This is a genomic window from Winogradskyella sediminis, from assembly GCF_003387355.1.
GTDB lineage: Bacteria > Bacteroidota > Bacteroidia > Flavobacteriales > Flavobacteriaceae > Winogradskyella > Winogradskyella sediminis.
Map to the genome: position 1 here is coordinate 1,168,192 of NZ_QUNH01000001.1, position 19,420 is coordinate 1,187,611.

11 protein-coding genes are annotated in these 19,420 nt (G+C 34.9%); 6 read left to right on the forward strand and 5 right to left on the reverse strand.

The window, feature by feature from the left end:
* Positions 1 to 25: 25 nt before the first annotated feature.
* The 5 genes from C8N41_RS05050 to C8N41_RS05070 form a co-directional block, all read right to left on the reverse strand.
* Positions 26 to 2,920, reverse strand: coding sequence for an alpha-amylase family glycosyl hydrolase (locus C8N41_RS05050; protein WP_115838424.1), 2,895 nt, complete (start codon positions 2,918 to 2,920; stop codon positions 26 to 28).
* Between the two features lie 64 nt (positions 2,921 to 2,984).
* On the reverse strand, positions 2,985 to 4,781 hold the full coding sequence (locus C8N41_RS05055; protein WP_092445132.1) for a SusE domain-containing protein: 1,797 nt from the start codon (positions 4,779 to 4,781) through the stop codon (positions 2,985 to 2,987).
* Between the two features lie 12 nt (positions 4,782 to 4,793).
* On the reverse strand, positions 4,794 to 5,936 hold the full coding sequence (locus C8N41_RS05060) for a SusE domain-containing protein (protein ID WP_092445129.1): 1,143 nt from the start codon (positions 5,934 to 5,936) through the stop codon (positions 4,794 to 4,796).
* A gap of 11 nt (positions 5,937 to 5,947) precedes the next feature.
* Entirely contained in the window at positions 5,948 to 7,546 is a 1,599-nt protein-coding gene (locus C8N41_RS05065; RefSeq protein ID WP_092445126.1) for a RagB/SusD family nutrient uptake outer membrane protein, read from the reverse strand.
* A 5-nt stretch (positions 7,547 to 7,551) separates the two neighbouring features.
* Positions 7,552 to 10,449 (reverse strand): SusC/RagA family TonB-linked outer membrane protein, encoded by a 2,898-nt coding sequence (locus C8N41_RS05070; RefSeq protein ID WP_092445124.1) that lies wholly within the window; start codon positions 10,447 to 10,449, stop codon positions 7,552 to 7,554.
* Between the two features lie 271 nt (positions 10,450 to 10,720).
* Between C8N41_RS05070 and C8N41_RS05075 the strand changes: the two genes are divergently transcribed.
* The 6 genes from C8N41_RS05075 (at position 10,721) to C8N41_RS05100 (ending at position 19,337) form a co-directional block, all read left to right on the forward strand.
* On the forward strand, positions 10,721 to 11,767 hold the full coding sequence (locus C8N41_RS05075) for a LacI family DNA-binding transcriptional regulator (protein WP_115838425.1): 1,047 nt from the start codon (positions 10,721 to 10,723) through the stop codon (positions 11,765 to 11,767).
* A 133-nt stretch (positions 11,768 to 11,900) separates the two neighbouring features.
* Positions 11,901 to 13,259, forward strand: coding sequence for an MFS transporter (locus C8N41_RS05080; protein WP_115838426.1), 1,359 nt, complete (start codon positions 11,901 to 11,903; stop codon positions 13,257 to 13,259).
* A gap of 4 nt (positions 13,260 to 13,263) precedes the next feature.
* A complete protein-coding gene (pgmB, locus tag C8N41_RS05085) occupies positions 13,264 to 13,920 on the forward strand; it encodes a beta-phosphoglucomutase (protein WP_115838801.1) in 657 nt (218 codons plus the stop codon).
* A gap of 45 nt (positions 13,921 to 13,965) precedes the next feature.
* A complete protein-coding gene (locus tag C8N41_RS05090; RefSeq protein WP_115838427.1) occupies positions 13,966 to 16,272 on the forward strand; it encodes a glycoside hydrolase family 65 protein in 2,307 nt (768 codons plus the stop codon).
* A gap of 153 nt (positions 16,273 to 16,425) precedes the next feature.
* Entirely contained in the window at positions 16,426 to 18,366 is a 1,941-nt protein-coding gene (locus C8N41_RS05095) for a glycoside hydrolase family 13 protein (protein WP_115838428.1), read from the forward strand.
* Positions 18,367 to 18,368: 2 nt separating this feature from the next.
* Positions 18,369 to 19,337, forward strand: a complete 969-nt coding sequence (locus C8N41_RS05100; protein ID WP_115838429.1) for an alpha/beta hydrolase — start codon at positions 18,369 to 18,371, stop codon at positions 19,335 to 19,337.
* Positions 19,338 to 19,420 lie beyond the last annotated feature (83 nt).

Here is a 19,420-nt window from a genome sequence, read left to right on the forward strand (position 1 = left end):
TATACGCTATAAATATTTTAAAAATTTAGAGCTTGACTAACTTCGTTGTTTTTATTTGATTTTTATTATTGATAGCCTTAACAATATACATTCCTGTATTTAAATTAGAGATATCAAATTGATCCATTCTGTTAAAATCTCCTTTATAGGATTGAACCATTTTGCCTGTTAAATCATAAATTTCAATATTAGAAACATTGGTATTTATATGAAATTTTGAGGAAGAAGGATTAGGATAAAGATTAAAATTTGATAGTGCTATATCATCGACGTTAAGTGCATTTGAAGTTGTATTTCCTAAAATTCTAAACTGACCTGCTGGAATCGTAATTGCAGAATTAGAGTTACTAACGGTTGTACTACCAGTCACATCCATTAAGTCATACCAAGTTGTAGTAACATTATTAGGGAAATTAGTGTCTATACTTCTAGTAACCACATCGAAATTAGCATAAATAATTACGTTTCGTAATTGTGATGATGGAATTGAAGTATCAAAAATATCAATTCTTGGAGTTAAATCTCCAGAAGTAATCGCATAATCGCCTTCAAATACTGGTTCTTCAATTTTTAACTTATGTAGCTTAGACCAATCCTCATAAATCTGACCTCTTAACGCATCGGTGAACCAGTTGTTTGCCCATTGAGGTTGAGGTTTGGTATCTAGTTTACAACCGTCATTATTATAACTTCCATCGTTACAAGTAAAAATGGAAATATCCATTCCTAATTCTCCAAAATGCCAAATCATTTTTGGGCCAGGTACCATTACGGATACGGCTCCTAATGCAGACATTCGAGATAATGCCGTATTTAAGTCTTGTACATTATGACTACTGTTGGTTGTATTTCCGAAGGTAATATTTTTATACATTAAGCGCTCTTCATCATGACTTTCGGCATAACCTACAACTCTAGGTCCATTAAAGTTTGCATGAGCTTTATGTCCCATTCGGCTAATGTTTTTATCACCACCTTGAGCCATAGTGAGTTCACTGTAGGGGGAATTCATAATGCCCCACATCATTACACCTTTACCTTCATTTAGACGGTAGTTAGCCCATTCTTTTTCTTCGTTGTCTGATCCTAAATGTTCAAAAATAACATAATGATCTGGGTCTACAGACCATGAGTGATCTGCGTATTCTTTTAAAACATCTACACGATCTTGCTGATAACTTCCAGTACAACCTTCATCACCACCGTATGTACCATTGCCACAATTTTGCGTAAATCCTTTTGTTAAATCCCAGCGAAACCCATCTATGTTATATTCTTCAATCCAATAACTTACTACTTGCTTAACATATGTTTTTGTATAATCAGAACTGTGGTCAAAATCGTTACCAACACTATATGAGTGTGTTGGGTAAACATTAAAATAAGGATTGTCAGTAGATGGGCCTCCCCAACCGTCACCATCAGGATCGTCCATCCACATTCTTACCATAGGATTTCTGCCGAATGCATGATTGAATGCGATGTCTAAAATAACAGCAATACCGTTTTGATGACAAACATCTACAAGCTCTTTAAACTTTTCTTGTGTACCATAATATTTATCGATAGCCATATGGAATGCCGTGTTATAACCCCAACTTTCGTTACCTTCATATTCCATGATTGGCATTAATTCAATGGCATTGACATTTAAGTTTTTGAAATAGTCAATTTTGTCAATAATATCTTGAAAATTGCGATCTGTGTCGAAGTCTCTTAATAGGACCTCATAAATAATTAAGTCTTCTTCTGCTGGTTTTATAAAATTAGGAACTTCCCAATCATAAGGAGTTTGACCTGTTTGTAAAACAGTAACTTCACGTTCTTGCCCTACAGGATAAGCAGGGATATTCGGATATGTGGTTTCTGAAATATAAGGATCATCAAAAGGAGATAAAACTAAAGAAGAATAAGGATCTGCAACTTTAACTATAGAAGGAGAATTTGCGATAGGGTTGGTGTCAAACACCCAATATTGATAGGTTTCTATAGCTCCTGATGTTAGACCAGAGATTTCTAACCAATATTTACCAGTAGAAGGGTCACGTTTCATTACATCACTATTGGTTGGCGAGTAGTTGTTCCAACTTCCTGCAACTTGAATAAACTCTTTACCAGGAGCTGTTAAAACTAGTGTCGCCTTTGTAGCGTCTGAATGGTAATTAATGCCATCAACCATATTAGCTGGCATTGTTTCTGTTATTAAATTGGGTACAACGATGACTTCAAAACTAGTTTCTCCAGTTTCGGTAGAGCCTGGAGGTGTACCGACGAATTTTACAGTACCACTTTCTGTAATATTTGAAAGAGTTGAATTACATGAAGGAAAACCACAGCTGCCAGTTGCTACAGAGACTTCGTTATAAAATATTTCAAAACTACCCATTACTGTAGTAGAGCCTTGGTATATAACTGTAGCACTTATGTCTAAATCATCTCCAGAATTGATAACAACAATTTCACTAGAAGGTTGTGCTATATTAATAAGCACTTTACCTACCGGATAGATGAAATCGTTGCAACCATCATCTTTTAATTCTTGACTCCCGTTTTCATTTCTAAATACCATCCCTATTTGGGTTGCACTATCTGCTTGAGTTTGTGTAATACCATAATATGTTTGAGGAGTAATAGTGATACTAAAAGTACCATCACCATTATTTGTCATTTCACCAACGCCATCATCAAATCCCCAATTTCCAACAACACCATATCCAAAAGCATCAGAGTTATTTCCTATACCTGAATGCATATATACTTTTGTAGGGTTATCTAATCCGTTACAGTTACTATCTGTACTATTAACGTCTATGGTAATAGTTACTGGTTCATCTACTTCAATGGCACTTACGCTAAGACTGACTTGCGCATAAGTGACGTAAGAAAATAAAATATAAAGTATAAGTAGTGTTTTTTTCATAGTTAAAATTTTTAATAAAAAAAGCTATGCATGAAACATAGCTTCTTTTATAATTATATATTAATTAATCTAGTGTTATCGTTAAATTTAAGGTATCAACAGTTAAAGTATATGTACCTGGTGTGCCATCGAATGAGAAATTACTATCTCCGTCCATGGCGTTACTAAAATTAGCATCAATAATGTAACCTTCGTTTTCGTAAGTTGGATAATTAGTGCCTGTTCCCCAATCTCCATTTACGGTAAAGAATCTAAAGGCGTCATTAGTGAATTCCACTTCACCAGAATAGATACCTGCACCAGTACATGATAAAATAGCTGGATTTGCCCAATCCCATCCAGTTCCAACGACACCAGCACCAACTAAATATAATTGTTCATATTCGCATTGCAATTGTTCAGGGCCTAATGTTATTGTTTTGTTTATATCATCTACAGTTAAGAAATATGTACCTGGTGTACCATTGAAAGAGAAGTTACTGTCACCATCCATAGCATTACTAAAGTTACTATCTATAGTATAACCCATTCCTTCATAAGTTGGATAGTTAGTACCTGTTCCCCAATCTCCATTGACGTTAAAGAATCTAAAAGCATCATTAATCAAAGCTACATTTCCTGAGTAGGTTCCATTTCCTGTACAAGGTAAAGCAACAGGAGTATCCCATGCCCAACCAGCATCAGCAATACCTGCACCTACTAACCATAATTGATCAAAGTTACAGTTTGGGCCAACTACGGGTGGTCCTAATGTAATTGTCTTAGCTTCAGTATCTATCTCAATAAAATATTCACCTGGTGTTCCGGTAAACTGAAAGTTACTGTCACCATCTAATGCATTAACTAAATTAGAGTCTATGGTATAACCTACAGCTTCATAATAAGGATAGTTTAATCCAGAGCCCCAATCTTCAGCCACGGTAAAGAATCTAAAGGCATCGTTAATTAAATTGATGTTTCCAGAATACTTAGTACCTTGTAAAGGTAGTTCTACTGGAGTTGCCCAATCCCATCCTGCATCTACGGCGCCTGCACCAACAATATATAACACAGGAGCTAACTCAATATTAAATGGAGTAACAGTAATTGTAATAGGATCTGAATAACGTTCCATGTTGCCACCATCCATTTCTATAGTAGCTTTAATTCTTACATCTAAACTAGCCGCTTCTTCAGCCGTAAGACCTGCATTAAGTACAATTTCATTGAAGGCTTCGTGCGTGCTTGTATAGGTCATACCTTCTGCGATTTCAGATACTGCACTAGCGAAGTCTGTTCCTGCTTGCGCAAATTGTATTTCATAATTTACGGTGACAGTGGTGTTTTCTCCAAAGTCTGGGTCTTCCCAAGATACTGCAATAGCCTCATCATTTAAAGTCGTCTCAAGTAATACGATTTCGAAGGTATTATCAGGACTAGTAATTACAGGAATAGCTTCAGAATATGAAGATACACTAAAGCTTACACTATTAGTCGTAATCGATCCAGCCGTTACTCTCATAAAAACAGTGAATGGCTCAAAAGCATCTGCTCCAGCACCTAACAATGTATTGTTGAATTCTGCAACTGTCATTGTAAAGCGATCTGTACTAGACGATCCAATTACGGTCGGGTTTTCAAATAAAGCATCAGGTGATAACTCTACGATGTAACTATCTCCAGAATCTAATTGGTCATTCCACACAATAGTGAAAGCTTCGTTATTTGGAAGGTTATAATTTAAATTGATATTAGATATCGCTGGCTCCAAAAGTGTAAATGAAGCTTCTGGAGTCGTAATATCAATACTTTCTTCTGTTTCGCACGCTACAAAAACTAAGAATAGACTTAATATAAGCGCACTAATTTTATTGAATTTCATAGTGTTATTTTTTTATAAGTTAAGTGGGATTAATATATAATCTCCAGTTAAGTCGCTAAACCAAACCTCATAATCGTCTTGAACAATGACAGGAATAGATCCGCCTCCATCAGTGGCTACACCAGAAAATGATGTTGACCCTCCCCAAGAGCTACCTGTGTTAGTTACAATTTGCAAATCTCCAGATTGAAGATTTACACTGTTCACATACCACAAATGGCTATCAAAAGTAGATTGTGTTAAAGCAGTATCAGCGTTCAGTGCTGAACCTTGAAGTGTCATACTTGTATAGCTAGCAGCACCTGAGGCATCAAAAGCTTCCGTTATATAAGTATTAGACGAAAAGTTAATGGTAAAGGTATAATAACCATCACTTGGCACACCAAAACGACCTGGATCACCATCTTGAGTTCCTGGGTTTCCAGCTATAGCTTCAGCAGTAGATAATATAATATCGTCACTACCTTCAGGTGTTAAAGTTCCCCATTGTGGTTGCCATTGACCTCTTATTTCTAAGAGTTTAAATCGACCATCATCAATGCCACCGGCTCCTTTAGTGAAAAAACCAGTATAAGTATGAATATTACTGTTTTCCCCATCTCTAAATAATGGAGGGTTATTATTATTGTTATTCCAATCAGCAGCGGTTCCATTTCCAACTAAATAAAACTCTTCAAAAACATAATTGAAGTAAGGTTGAACTTGAAAACTGATGATATTAGAGCTAACCGGAAGACCATTTTGAGTTCCAATAGAACTTTCTACCTTAGCATATAAAGTGCTGAACATAAAAGGAGGTAAGCCAACAGCACCTGCAGAAGAATTTAATTCGTTAACCGATAATGTTGCTGATGTTGTTCCAGTAATAGTTGTAGCTACCACAGGATTTGTAAACGCTTCATCAGCGGCAAAAATAACGCTATAATTTTCTGAGGCTGGCTGTCCATAATCTGCTTCATTCCAATTAAATGTTATTGCAGGATTTCCAGGATTAGAGGCATCCAACTCAATAACTGTAATAGGAAGTTCTGCAAGGGTAATTGGGTCTGTTTCTGTAGCTGTAAATACTGAAGTGTCATCTTCACAAGAATTCACAAGGAATCCTAGAGAGAGCACAGTTAATAGTACAACTTTAAGTTTTAATATTTTTTTCATCGCTTTATTTTTTAGTATCCAGGATTTTGAGTAAGATTCGGATTAGAAGACATACTTAAACTAGGTATTGGAAAAAGGTTTAAGTGAGCTGGTATAGCAATACCATTACTTCCATTTCCTTTCCATGCCCAATTGTAATTTCCACCAGTAAATAATCCAAAACGAATTAAATCTTGTCTTCTGTGTCCTTCCCAATGTAATTCTCTAGATCTTTCATCTAATATAAAAGGTAGGGTTAAATCAGAAGCAGCAATCATATTAGGGTTATTGGCACGAGTTCTCAACTCATTCACTAAATTAACAGCTTCGGTGATAGTTCCTCCACCTCCACGAAGGTGTGCTTCTGCATACATTAAATATACATCAGCTAATCTAAATAATGGAAAATCAGTATCAACAAAAGTTTCATCTGCACCTGCAACACCATCTGAACTTACATTAGAATATTTTTGGATAATATACCCTTGATTTGGGTCGGAAATATCTGTGATACCTATTGGTCGATCTTCGGATATAATAGTATTTCTATCGTCATCTATAAAATCACCACCTTCCCAAAGTTGAGCAAACTCTTTTCTCACTCGTAAGGCTCCACCCCAAGCTGCTTCTGATACACCAACCTCTGCACCATTAACCTCAAGACTTCCAACAGAACCATTAATCATTACTGTTGTAGGTCCATAGTTTTGAATGGTAACTCCATCAGAAATAATAGGAAAAATAATTTCTCCTGTTGCTGAATTTAAGTTATTGTCTGCTTGGAAGTTTTGTTTGTATTCTGATGCTAATACGTACCCAGAGTTAAGTAACTGTTGACAATACGTCATACAATCAGCATATCTTGGTGTGCCTGTATAAACTTCTGCATTAAGGTATATTTTAGCGAGTAGCATATACGCTACACCCTTATCTGCTCTACCGTATTGGTTTTGACCTGCATCTACTAGATCAGATTCAATATCTAACAATTCACTTTCAATAAATTCAAAAAGTTCAGTTCGGTTAGCCACTGGTAAAACAGTGTTTACAGCATCTGCTTCTGTACCAAAGTTTGCTTTTCCAAAAAGATCCATCAAGTAGTAATATGATAATGCTCTTAATAATCTAGCTTCTGCACGATATTCTACTATTTCAGCACGTGTAGTTTCAGACACACCTCGGGCATCTAACTTGTCTGAGGTAGTTTCTCTCAAAAAATTATTTGCAAGAGCAATAGTTAAATGAGATCTACTGTACATTCCTAAAATTAAAGGGTTTTGAGCTGTCCAAATGTTACGTTGAAGTTCTCTTGTTCCTGGGTCGTTTTCATAAGACCAAATCATTTGGTCCGCGGTTAACGTCTGTAAATAAACTAATACACGTCCAAATTGACTTGTTCCTGCATCAATACCCTCAATATTTGAAGATTCCGGACCACTGGTTCCTGTTAAGGCAAGATTTGCATATACACCAGCAATTACTCGTTCGTAGGCAGACTCGTCTTCGTAAAGTTCAATGCCTAATAAAGTGTCGTCGTCATTCGGTGTAATATTGAGGTCATCAGTACATGATGTCAATAAAAACACTGCTAATAAAGTGAAGACACTAATATTTTTTATTATTCTTTTCATAGTTGTTAAAATTTGAAATTAGCACCAATTAATATGTTTCTTGGTCTAGGATATATTGTATTGTCAATACCATTAAAGACTTCTGGATCTAAACCACTATATTCTGTAATAGTAAATACATTTTGGATACCAGCCCAAAGTCGAATCGATGATATAAATTTTGATAAGTTTTTAAAGGTATAGCCTAATGTAATGTTATCCATTTTTAGGAAAGAAGCATTTTCAACATAGACATCCGAGATGATAACATCAGATGTAGTTTGAAAATTAGTATCTAATACAGATGTTGGTATATTCCCTAATACGGCGTTACTTCGCAATAAATCGTATTGAGCACGAGAAGAATTTACATTGTTGTAAACATAATTCCCAATATTAGCTCTTAAGTTGAATGATAAATCAAAACCTTTATATTCTACGTTAGTTTGAAACCCTAAAATAACATCTGCATCTGGGTTTTCTTTAAGGTAACGGTCTTCATCATTAATTATATTGTCACCATTTAAATCAGCATAAGCACCTTCAATATAGTTGCCTTGTCCATCTTGTAGTTGTTTAAATACGTAGAAAGAGTTTGGAGATTCTCCTTCTCTAAATAATTGAACAAAGTTTCCAGTTCCTCCAGCAATCCCTCCTGTAGTTACATCTTGTCCAAAGGCTAACTCAGTGATCTCTCTATCTAAAAGTGTAGCGTTAAAATTAAAGTTTAAGTTAAAATCTTCTTTTCTAATAACGTCTGTATTAACTGTAAACTCTAATCCCTGAATTCTCAAATTACCAATATTCTGTACAATACTGTTTGAGAAGTTACTTCCATCTGGAACAGGGGCATTAAATAGTAAGTCTTCAGAATCTTTTTGAAATACATTTAAACTACCCGAAACACGGTTTTCGAATAACCCGTAATCCAGACCGATCTCTAATGTTTTTGTTTCTTCCCATTTTAAGTCAGGATTTATTTCTGAAGGTATTAAAGAAGAAACTATACCATTACCAAATTGGTATTGAGAATTGTTTTGACCCGCTTGATAACGGCTTAAAAATAAATCGCGTTCTCCAATTTCTTGTTGCCCTGTAATACCATAACCTACTCTTAATTTTAAATTAGATATGGTATTAGAATCTTTAAGAAAATCTTCATCGCTCAATTGCCATGCAAATGCTCCTGCATAGAAATCTCCCCATCTATTATCTTCACTAAAACGTGATGTCCCATCTCTTCTATAGGTAAGCGTCATTAAGTACTTTTCAGCTACTGATAAATTAGCTCTTCCAAAGAATCCTATTAAAACAGTATCCGGATCGGCAAATGTATCTCCAAAACTATTTGGGTCAATCTGGTTTCCTGTATAATTCCCTTCGTTTGTAAATTTTTGGTAAGAATAGCCGGCTGTTAAATCGGTACCAATTGAACCAAAATCTTTTTTATAATTCAAGAAACCATCTAAAGACTGATTTGTTCTTTCTTGGTAACTGAATGATCTATTACCTTTAATTGGGTCATTAGTTGCGTATACAGAGTTGTTACGTGTAATACCCTCAGTTTTGTCGTAACCTAAATTCAATACAAGCTTCATTTCAGGTAAGAAATGAAATTTATAATCGAAATTGATGTTTCCGTAAAAACGTTCTGAATCTCCAATATTATTAGTTTGTAATAATGATGCGACCGGATTAGAACCCCCTAATAAAAGTGTATTTCCATTTCTGTGTTGGTAAAACCCTCCAAATGGCGATGTGGAATCATAAACTGGTTGTGTTGGGTCGTACCCAATTGCTGCACCAATTTGTCCAGAGTCACCAAACCTATTATCCTCATATGAAAGATTGGTGTTTAAGTTAACTTTAAGATGATTATCAAAAAACGTTGGATTTAAAGATAAAGATAGGTTACGTCTCTCAAATTCTGAGGTTAAAATAGCCCCTTCTTGTTCTGTGACACCAAAAGAAAAACGTGCTGGAATCGCATTAAATAAAGATCCTCTTAGCGTAAGGTTATGGTTTACAGATACTGTTTCTCTAAAAATTTCATCTTGCCAGTTTGTATTAGCATCTCCTAGTTGCGAAACAAAGTTATCTGGTAAGTTCTGTGCAGTAACTAATTCTCGATATTCATCTGCAGAGAAGACTTCGATTTGTTCGTCAATATCTCCAAAAGTATATTGTACATCATAATCAACACTAAACTCTGATTTACCTTTTTTAGTGACAATAATAATAACACCATTTGAAGCTCGAGAACCATAGATAGCAGTAGCAGATGCATCTTTTAACACAGTAAAGGAATCAATGTCGTTAGGGTTAATACTTGCTAAAACACCTCTAGAACCACCAACGTTATCATTAGTAATTGGTAATCCATCAATAACAATTAAAGGATTATTTGAAGCATTAATCGAAGAACCACCCCTAATCTTAATTTCGGAACCCGATCCTGGGGCACCACTTGTATTAACGGTAACTCCGGCAACTCGACCACTTAATAAATTTTCTGGCGTTACAATATTTCCTCGTGTGAAATCTTTAGATGTAACAGCGTCCACAGACCCTGTGGCATCTTTCTTAGTGGTAGTACCGTAACCAATTAGTATAACTTCATCTAATTGAGAAGCATCCTCCTCTATAGCAATATTTATACTAGCTTGTCCAGTATACTCAATTTCTTGAGTAGTATAACCTAGGTAAGAAACTACAATAATTTCACCCTGGCTAACTTCTAAGGCAAACTTACCGTCAAAATCTGTAGAGGTTCCTCTGGCAGTACCTTTAATAATAACATTTACACCTGGTAGAGGCATGGCGTTTGCTTTATCTGTAACAGTACCTGTAACGGTAGTTTGCGCCAGCAAAGTTGCAGGCAACATAATGAGACAGAGTAGTAAAGCATTTAAAACTGTTTTCATAAAATGTTTTTAAATTAATTGCTTAGTTTATTTGATTTATATTTTCACTTCTCGGGATAAATCTATGTAAATTTAATCTGATTTAACTTTAAAATAACATGACGAAAGTCACGAAAACGTTTTCGTGTTAAGAACTTTTTGTTAAACAGGGAGATTGTCAGTCAAATAATCAAAAATTGTGCTTTTTTCAATAAAGTTGCCTAAAAATTATGAAGTTACAAATTATGAATCTAATTTTTGACTTATATTCGTTGCCTATTTTGTGTCCGTTATGAAAAGAAAAATTACCCTAAAACAAATCGCTAGAGAACTCGATGTTTCAATTTCTACAGTATCGAAAGCTTTAAGAAATAGTAAAGAAATTAGTGCAGATACAATTCAAAAAGTACAAGCATTTGCAAAACTATATAATTATAGACCAAACAATATTGCATTAAGTTTAAAAAACAGGAAAACAAATACTATCGGTATCATTATTCCCGAAATTGTGCATCATTTCTTCTCTAAGGTTATTAGAGGTGTAGAGTTGGTCGCTAACCAAAGAGGCTATAATGTTATTATTGGTCTGTCTAATGAGTCTTTTTCAAAAGAGGTTATCAATATGGAAATGCTTGCCAATGGAAGTATAGATGGTTTTATTCTTTCTATGTCCAAGGAAACGTTACAGCAGCAAGATTATCACCATTATAACGAAACCATGAATCAAGGGATGCCTATTGTTATGTTTGATCGTGTGGTGTCTGATATTAGATGTGATAAAGTGATTGTTGATGATTTTAACGGAGCAAAAAATGCAGTAAACAAGCTTATTGCCAACAAATGTAAATCCATAGCATTGATTACTACTAGAGACTACGTTAGTGTTGGGAAGTTACGAACACAAGGATACATCGAAGCATTACAAGAACATCATATTACACCGCAAGCCGAATTGATATTAAAAATGGACGATACTTTAGATTACGAGGTTCATTTAGAGAAATTAGAGGCTGAAATAGAACAACTATTTAAAGCCCATGAAAAGATTGATGGTGTGTTTGCGGTAAATGAATTGTACGCATTATCAGCTATGAAAGTAGCTAGAAAATTAGGCTTAAATGTGCCAGAAGACATACAGGTTATTGGCTTCACTGACGGAGTGCTGTCTAAGCATTCAACCCCTAGTTTAACTACAGTTAGTCAGCATGCACAACAAATGGGCGAGCGTGCTGCGGACCTTTTAATTGATAAAATTGAATCTGAATTTAGTACTGAAGAAGAACAATTTCAAACCATTGTAATTAATACAGAGCTAATAGAGCGAGAATCCACCAAATAGAAATTTTTCATTGTTGTTTTAAAATCTTTTATATCTTTGTAGCATATTCAAAACTTATATTTTCACTTCTCAATAAATAAGTTTTGATAAGCTAAGCTTGTCAGAATAGTATTAACTTTAATTATACTATTTAATGGAAAAGCGTAGATTAAGTTTCTGGCAAATCTGGAACATGAGTTTTGGATTTCTAGGAATTCAGATGGGTTTTGCCCTTCAAAATGCCAACGCAAGTAGAATTCTTCAAATTTTTGGAGCGGATGTCCATGAGTTATCATGGTTCTGGATTATAGCCCCTTTAATGGGACTTATTGTACAACCTATTGTAGGTTATTACAGTGATAGAACTTGGGGAAAACTAGGACGAAGGAAACCTTATTTTTTAGTTGGAGCTATTTTGGCATCTATTGGTTTGGTTTTAATGCCACAAGCCGACATGTTCATTGCATTTTTGCCAGCACTATGGGTTGGAGCCGGAATGCTAATGATTATGGATGCGTCTTTTAATATTGCCATGGAGCCTTTTCGGGCTTTAGTTGGTGATAATTTAAGAACCGATCAGCGTACTGCAGGTTTTAGTATTCAAACGGCCTTAATTGGTTTTGGAGCAGTAATTGGCTCTTGGTTACCTTATGCTTTAAACCATTGGTTTGGAGTGTCAAACGTAACAGTAGCAGGTGTAGTTCCTTTAAATCTCGTTTGGTCGTTTATTATAGGAGCTCTAATCTTAATTGGCTCTATTCTAGTAACCGTTATTACTACTAAAGAATATTCTCCAGAGGAACTTCAGGCTTTCGATAATGAACACCTCGATTCTGCTAATACAGAAATTCTTGTGGAAGAAAAATCGAGCCTGTTAGATATTTTTGAAGACTTTACAAAAATGCCTGCTACAATGCGTCAATTAAGTTGGGTGCAGTTCTTTTCGTGGTTTGGGCTTTTTGGTATGTGGGTGTTTGCTACACCAGCTATCGCTCAACATATTTATGGCTTGCCGCATACAGATAGTAGTAGCTCTACATATCAAGACGCTGGTGATTGGATTGGTATTCTCTTTGGAGTCTATAACCTTGTGTCTGCTTTTTACGCATTTGCATTGCCTTACATCGCTAAGCAATTAGGGAGAAAGCGTACACATGCCATTTCTCTTGTAATTGGTGGATTGGGATTACTATCTATTTATATTATGCCAGATAAAAACTGGCTTATCGTTTCTATGATCGGAATAGGGATTGCGTGGGCAAGTATTTTAGCGATGCCGTATGCTATCTTAGCAGGTTCTATATCGCCTAAAAAAATGGGAGTATATATGGGAATATTTAACTTCTTCATTGTAATTCCTCAAATTATCAATGCCTTAATTGGTGGCCCTCTTGTAAAATATGCTTATGGCAATCAAGCCATATTTGCTTTAATGATGAGTGGTATTAGTTTCTTAATCGCAGCAGCATTAGTATCAAAAGTTAAAGACGTTGACGACGTTGTACAAAAATAAAAAAATGAGTAAAAAAGGATTCATATTCGATTTAGACGGTGTCATCGTAGATACTGCAAAATATCACTTTTTAGCTTGGCAGAGACTCGCTAAAGGCCTAGATATTGATTTTACAGAAGAAGAAAACGAGCAATTAAAAGGAGTTAGCCGCGTGCGCTCTTTAGAAAAAATATTAGCCTGGGGAAATAAAACCATTTCACAAGAATTGTTTAATGAACTTATGGGTAAAAAAAATGAAGAGTATTTAAGCTTTATCGCTGAGATGGACGAGAACGAAATCTTACCAGATGTTCCTAGAGTTTTAAACCTTTTAAAAGAAATGGATCAGCCAATTTCCTTAGGTTCTGCAAGTAAAAATGCACGTACAATTTTAGAACGTGTTAATCTAAGGTCTAGTTTTAATGCCATTGTAGATGGAAACGATGTTTCAAAAGCAAAACCAGATCCAGAAGTGTTTTTAATTGCAGCCAAACAGATTAATATAGCACCTAAAGATTGTATTGTTTTTGAAGATTCTGTAGCTGGTGTTACAGCGGCTAATTCTGCAAATATGATTTCCATAGGTATAGGAAGTAAAGACGTCTTAGGACACGCAACATATGTATTCAGTGATTTTACTGAAATTTCAGACGATTTTATAAAATCTCTAATAGAAAATTAATCAAAAGTCAAACATCTCAATTAGAGATTTTTAAACATTATAATAATGAACCTAGATTATATCATCCCAAACAACTGGTCGATTTTAGAAGAAGGATTCGAACCAACTCATGTAAAAGCATCTGAAAGCTTATTTAGTATAGGTAATGGAGCCATGGGACAACGTGCTAATTTTGAAGAAAAATACACCGGACCAACATTTCAAGGAAGCTATATTGCAGGAGTGTATTATCCAGATAAAACCAGAGTTGGTTGGTGGAAAAATGGCTATCCAGAATACTTTGCTAAAGTATTAAATGCACCAAGTTGGATAGGTATTAACATTACAGTTAATAACGAGCAACTCGATTTATTTGCTTGTAAAGACGTGAAAAACTTCCGTAGAGAATTAAACCTGAAAGAAGGTTGGTTGTCTCGTAGTTTTGTTGCAACGCTTCAAAATGATATCGAGGTTGAAGTTAAAACTAAACGTTTCTTAAGTCTAGATTTGGATGAAGTAGGTGCTATTAACTATAATATTACCCCTTTAAATTCGGATGCCGAAATTACTTTTGAGCCATATTTAGATTCAGGTATCACAAATGAAGATACCAATTGGGACGATAAGTTTTGGGATACTTTAAAGGTGAGCCATGAGAATCATCAAGCCTTTATAGAGGCTAAAACCATGAAAACCGATTTTTATACCTGTACGTTTATGGAATCTGAGGTGTTTATTGACGGTAAATCCGTTTTAATAGAACCAGATTTTACCTCAGATGCCAATTTAGCGTCTTTTAAATATTCGTATAACGTAAAGCAAAACGAAACCTATACCATTCACAAATTTGGTGGGTATACTGTTGATCGTGATCACGAAAAAAATGAATTAGTGTCCGCTGCAAAAAACACCTTAGACAAAGCGAAATCAGCTGGCTATTCAAAGTTATTAGATGATCAAAAGCAAGCTTGGGCTCAAATTTGGGATATGGCAGATATTACTATCGAAGGAGATGTCAAAGCACAGCAAGGTATTCGATTTAATATTTTCCACCTCAACCAAACATATCTTGGTACTGATGAAACGTTAAATATTGGTCCAAAAGGATTTACTGGAGAAAAATATGGAGGAAGTACCTATTGGGATACTGAAGCCTATTGTATTCCTTTTTACATGGCTACAAAAGATCAAAGCGTAGCCAGAAAATTATTAGCATATAGACATAACCACTTACAAAAGGCCATAGAAAACGCCGAAAAATTAGGATTTACTAATGGAGCAGCATTATATCCTATGGTAACAATGAATGGCGAAGAATGCCATAACGAATGGGAAATTACCTTTGAAGAAATCCATAGAAATGGGGCAATTGCTTTTGCTATATTTAATTATTATAGATATACAGGAGATTTTAGTTACATTCCTGAAATGGGACTTGAAGTCTTAATTGGAATTTCACGTTTTTGGCATCAAAGAGTTAATTTCTCTTCACAAAAGAATAAGTATGTAATTCTTGGAGTAACCGGACCAAATGAATACGAAAACAATATTAATAATAATTGGTACACTAATTACATTGCTAAATGGTGTATTGATTACACTTTGGAAACCATTGAAAAAGTGAAAGAAGGTTATGCTGATGATTACGAAAGAATTTTAGGTAAAACAAAAATCACACACGAGGAATTAGCACTTTGGAAAAAAGTTGCAGATAATATGTATTTTCCTTATTCGGAAGAACATAATGTATATCTTCAACAAGATGGTTTCTTAGATAAAGAATTAATTACAGTAGCCGATTTAGATAAATCACAACGCCCAATTAATCAAAAGTGGTCATGGGACAGGATTTTACGTTCACCTTATATTAAACAAGCCGATTTGTTACAAGGGATGTATTTCTTTGAAGATCAATTTACCAATGAAGAATTAGAACGTCATTTCGATTTTTATGAACCATTCACAGTTCATGAAAGCTCACTCTCTCCTTGCGTGCATAGTATTCAGGCAGCGAAGTTAGATCGCATGGATCAAGCCTATACGTTCTATTTAAGAACATCGCGTTTAGATTTAGATGATTATAATCACGAAGTTCATGAAGGTTTACACATTACATCAATGGCTGGTACTTGGATGAGTATCGTTGAAGGTTTTGGTGGTATGCGTGTAAAGAATGACACCTTATCTTTTGAACCTAAAATTCCTGCACAATGGGAAGGCTATTCGTTTAAGGTGAATTTTAGACATCAAATTATTACTGTGAGTGTTAGTCAGAATGAAACACAATTTAAGCTTGAAGGCGATAAAGATTTAACCATTTACGTGGATGGAAAAGAAGTGGCTATAAGTCCTAATAATATGGTTACTGTTTAATTTAACTGACCTTGCAGGTTTTAAAACCTGCAAGGTCTAAAATAAAAAATAAATATCCTGCAAGGCATGTACTGAACTTGATTCAGTATCTAACTTGTAGGTATTTGTTTAAGGTTACGATAACAACTTGTTTCTTTTTTAAAATAAAATACAATGAAAACACTAAAATTAACTCTATTAACGCTACTAGTTGCAATCGTGTTTTCGTGTCAAGAAACCACATCTGAGGTGAAAGAGGTTTCAGAATCTGTAACAGAAATTCAAAACGACATCGAAAAAGTTGAGCCACCTCATTGGTGGATTGGCTTCAAAAATCAAAGACTTCAACTTTTAGTTAAGCATCCTAATATAGGGAAGGCTACACCTAAAATGTCTTATCAAGGTGTTTCTATAATTAAAGTTCATAAAGCAGACAGTCCTAATTATCTCTTTCTAGATTTAGAGATTTCTGAAACGGCAAAAGCAGGGCAATTCAATATTAAATTCCAACATGAGGACGGTTCAGAATTAATTCAAACTTACGAACTAAAATCTCGTGAAAAACCGGCAGAAGATTACGTTGGTTTTGACAGTTCAGATGCCATTTATTTAATCACTCCTGATCGTTTTGCGAATGCCAATCCTCAAAATGATAGCGTAGAAGGATTACTTCAACAAGGCATTGATAAAACAGATAATTATGCAAGACACGGTGGAGATATTCAGGGAATTACAGAGCATCTAAACTATATTGAAGATTTAGGATTTACTGCCGTATGGCCGTGTCCACTATTAATTAACGATATGCCAAGTGGATCCTATCATGGTTATGCCATGACGGATTTTTATAAAGTCGATCCTCGGTTTGGGACCTTAGATGACTATCGAAATTTAGCTGATGATTTAAGGTCGCGAAATATGAAACTCATCATGGATCAAGTCGCCAATCATTGTGGATTAGAGCATTGGTGGATGAAAGATTTACCATTTAAAGATTGGGTAAATTACCAAGATCTATACGAAGAAAATATAGATAACTGGGATTGGAAAGTTACTAAAACCTCAAATCATAGACGGACTACAAATCAAGATCCGTACGCGTCTCAAATAGATCATCGCGAGATGTCCGATGGTTGGTTTGTATCTAGTATGCCAGATTTAAATCAACGCAACCCGTTTATGGCCAACTATATTATTCAAAATAGTATTTGGTGGGTAGAAACATTAGGTTTAGGAGGCATTCGTCAAGATACTTATCCTTATCCAGATAAAACATTTATGAGTCAATGGGCAGGAGCCATTATGACCGAATACCCTAATTTTTCTATAGTAGGTGAGGAATGGAGTTATAATCCACTACTAATTGGGTACTGGCAAGAAGGCCATGAAAATAAGGATCAATACGATTCTAACTTAAAATCGACTATGGATTTTGCCATGCAAAAACATATAATTGATGCCTTAAACGAAGAAGAGTCGTGGGACAAAGGCCTTGTTAAAATGTATGAAGGTTTAGCTAACGACTTTGCTTATACGTCACCAAAAGATATTATGGCATTTTTAGATAACCATGATAAGAGTCGTGTGTTTACAGAATTTAATGGTGATGTAGCGAACACCAAAATGGCGTTAAGTTATTTATTAATGCTGCCAAGAATCCCACAAATTTATTATGGAACTGAAATCTTAATGGACGATTTTGATAATCCTGGAGACCATGGTTTAATTCGTACTGATTTTCCTGGTGGCTGGGAAGGTGATACGATTAATGCTTTTACAGGAGAAGGTCTTTCAGATGCTCAAAAAGAGATGCAGTCTTTTCTCAAAAAAATATTGAATTACAGAAAAACGAGTGAAGCCATTCACAATGGAAAAACTATGCATTTTGCACCACAAGACGGTGTTTATGTTTTAGCTAGATTTATCGAGAATGAAACTATTGTTCATGTGATTAATAAAAATGAGACTCCTATAGAGATTGATTTAAATTATTATGAAGAAATAGGGTTAAAAGGCAAAACCCTAAAGAATGTGATCACCGGAAATACTATGGTTTGGGATGAGAGTTTAAAACTAAATAAAAAAGGCAGTGTAATTCTGACCACAAAATTATAATGATGAAAAATCTATGCTACGCTTTAATTTTATTGATATTGTTTTCATGTAAGAACGAAACAAAACCAGTTGAAAAGGTGAACACTGAAACCAACGTGCCAGCAGTTAAATTTCAACATTTAAAGTCAACCGAACTTTATAAGGGCGAAATACATCGTGTAGATAGCTTTCCTTCAAAGTATATACAACCAAGACCAGTTGATGTTTGGTTGCCAGAAGATTATGTGGATTCACAGAAGTATAAAGTTTTGTATATGCATGATGGACAAATGTTATTTGATGCTAAAACAACATGGAATAAACAGGAATGGAAAGTTGATGATTGGGCTTCAAAGTTAATGGAGAAGAATAAAACTAAAGATTTTATTGTCGTAGCCGTTCATAATATACCCGAAATCCGTTGGCAAGATTTGTTTCCGCAAAAAGCTATAGATTTTATAGATGAACGCATTAAGGATTCGCTTGTTGATATAGCAGGTAAAAAGAACATACAGCTTAATGGTGATAACTATCTAAAATTTATAGTTGAAGAGTTAAAACCTGTAATAGATGAAACATATTCTGTAAGTACTGAACGAGAACACACATTTGTTATGGGTTCAAGTATGGGAGGTCTAATGTCAATGTATGCCATTTCAGAATATCCTGAAATTTTTGGTGGTGCAGCATGTTTATCAACCCATTGGGTTGGCGCCATGCCAATGGTTAATAATCCGTATCCTGATGCCATTTTTAAATACATGGAAGCCAACTTACCACAAGCTGGACAACACAAATTGTACTTCGATTATGGTAACAAAACCTTAGACGAACATTATCCGCAATACGCTCCACGAGTTGATGTCATTTTAAAAGCCAAAGGCTATACAGATAAGGATTCTAAAAATTTATTTTTTGAAGGTACAGATCATTCTGAAAATTCGTGGAATAAACGATTAGATCAACCGTTAACATTTTTATTAGATAAGTAAAAATTAATTAAATTAATTAGACCTGACCTAGCGGGTTTTTAAAACCTAGCAGATCTAAAATAGTATCACAGAAACATATCCTG

What these genes read in the sequence shown, in the direction of transcription:
- C8N41_RS05050 (WP_115838424.1), bottom strand. Translation starts at nt 2,920, where the DNA reads ATGAAAAAAACACTACTTATACTTTATATTTTATTTTCTTACGTCACT.
- C8N41_RS05055 (WP_092445132.1), bottom strand. Translation starts at nt 4,781, where the DNA reads ATGAAATTCAATAAAATTAGTGCGCTTATATTAAGTCTATTCTTAGTT.
- C8N41_RS05060 (WP_092445129.1), bottom strand. Translation starts at nt 5,936, where the DNA reads ATGAAAAAAATATTAAAACTTAAAGTTGTACTATTAACTGTGCTCTCT.
- C8N41_RS05065 (WP_092445126.1), bottom strand. Translation starts at nt 7,546, where the DNA reads ATGAAAAGAATAATAAAAAATATTAGTGTCTTCACTTTATTAGCAGTG.
- C8N41_RS05070 (WP_092445124.1), bottom strand. Translation starts at nt 10,449, where the DNA reads ATGAAAACAGTTTTAAATGCTTTACTACTCTGTCTCATTATGTTGCCT.
- C8N41_RS05075 (WP_115838425.1), top strand. Translation starts at nt 10,721, where the DNA reads ATGAAAAGAAAAATTACCCTAAAACAAATCGCTAGAGAACTCGATGTT.
- C8N41_RS05080 (WP_115838426.1), top strand. Translation starts at nt 11,901, where the DNA reads ATGGAAAAGCGTAGATTAAGTTTCTGGCAAATCTGGAACATGAGTTTT.
- pgmB (WP_115838801.1), top strand. Translation starts at nt 13,264, where the DNA reads ATGAGTAAAAAAGGATTCATATTCGATTTAGACGGTGTCATCGTAGAT.
- C8N41_RS05090 (WP_115838427.1), top strand. Translation starts at nt 13,966, where the DNA reads ATGAACCTAGATTATATCATCCCAAACAACTGGTCGATTTTAGAAGAA.
- C8N41_RS05095 (WP_115838428.1), top strand. Translation starts at nt 16,426, where the DNA reads ATGAAAACACTAAAATTAACTCTATTAACGCTACTAGTTGCAATCGTG.
- C8N41_RS05100 (WP_115838429.1), top strand. Translation starts at nt 18,369, where the DNA reads ATGAAAAATCTATGCTACGCTTTAATTTTATTGATATTGTTTTCATGT.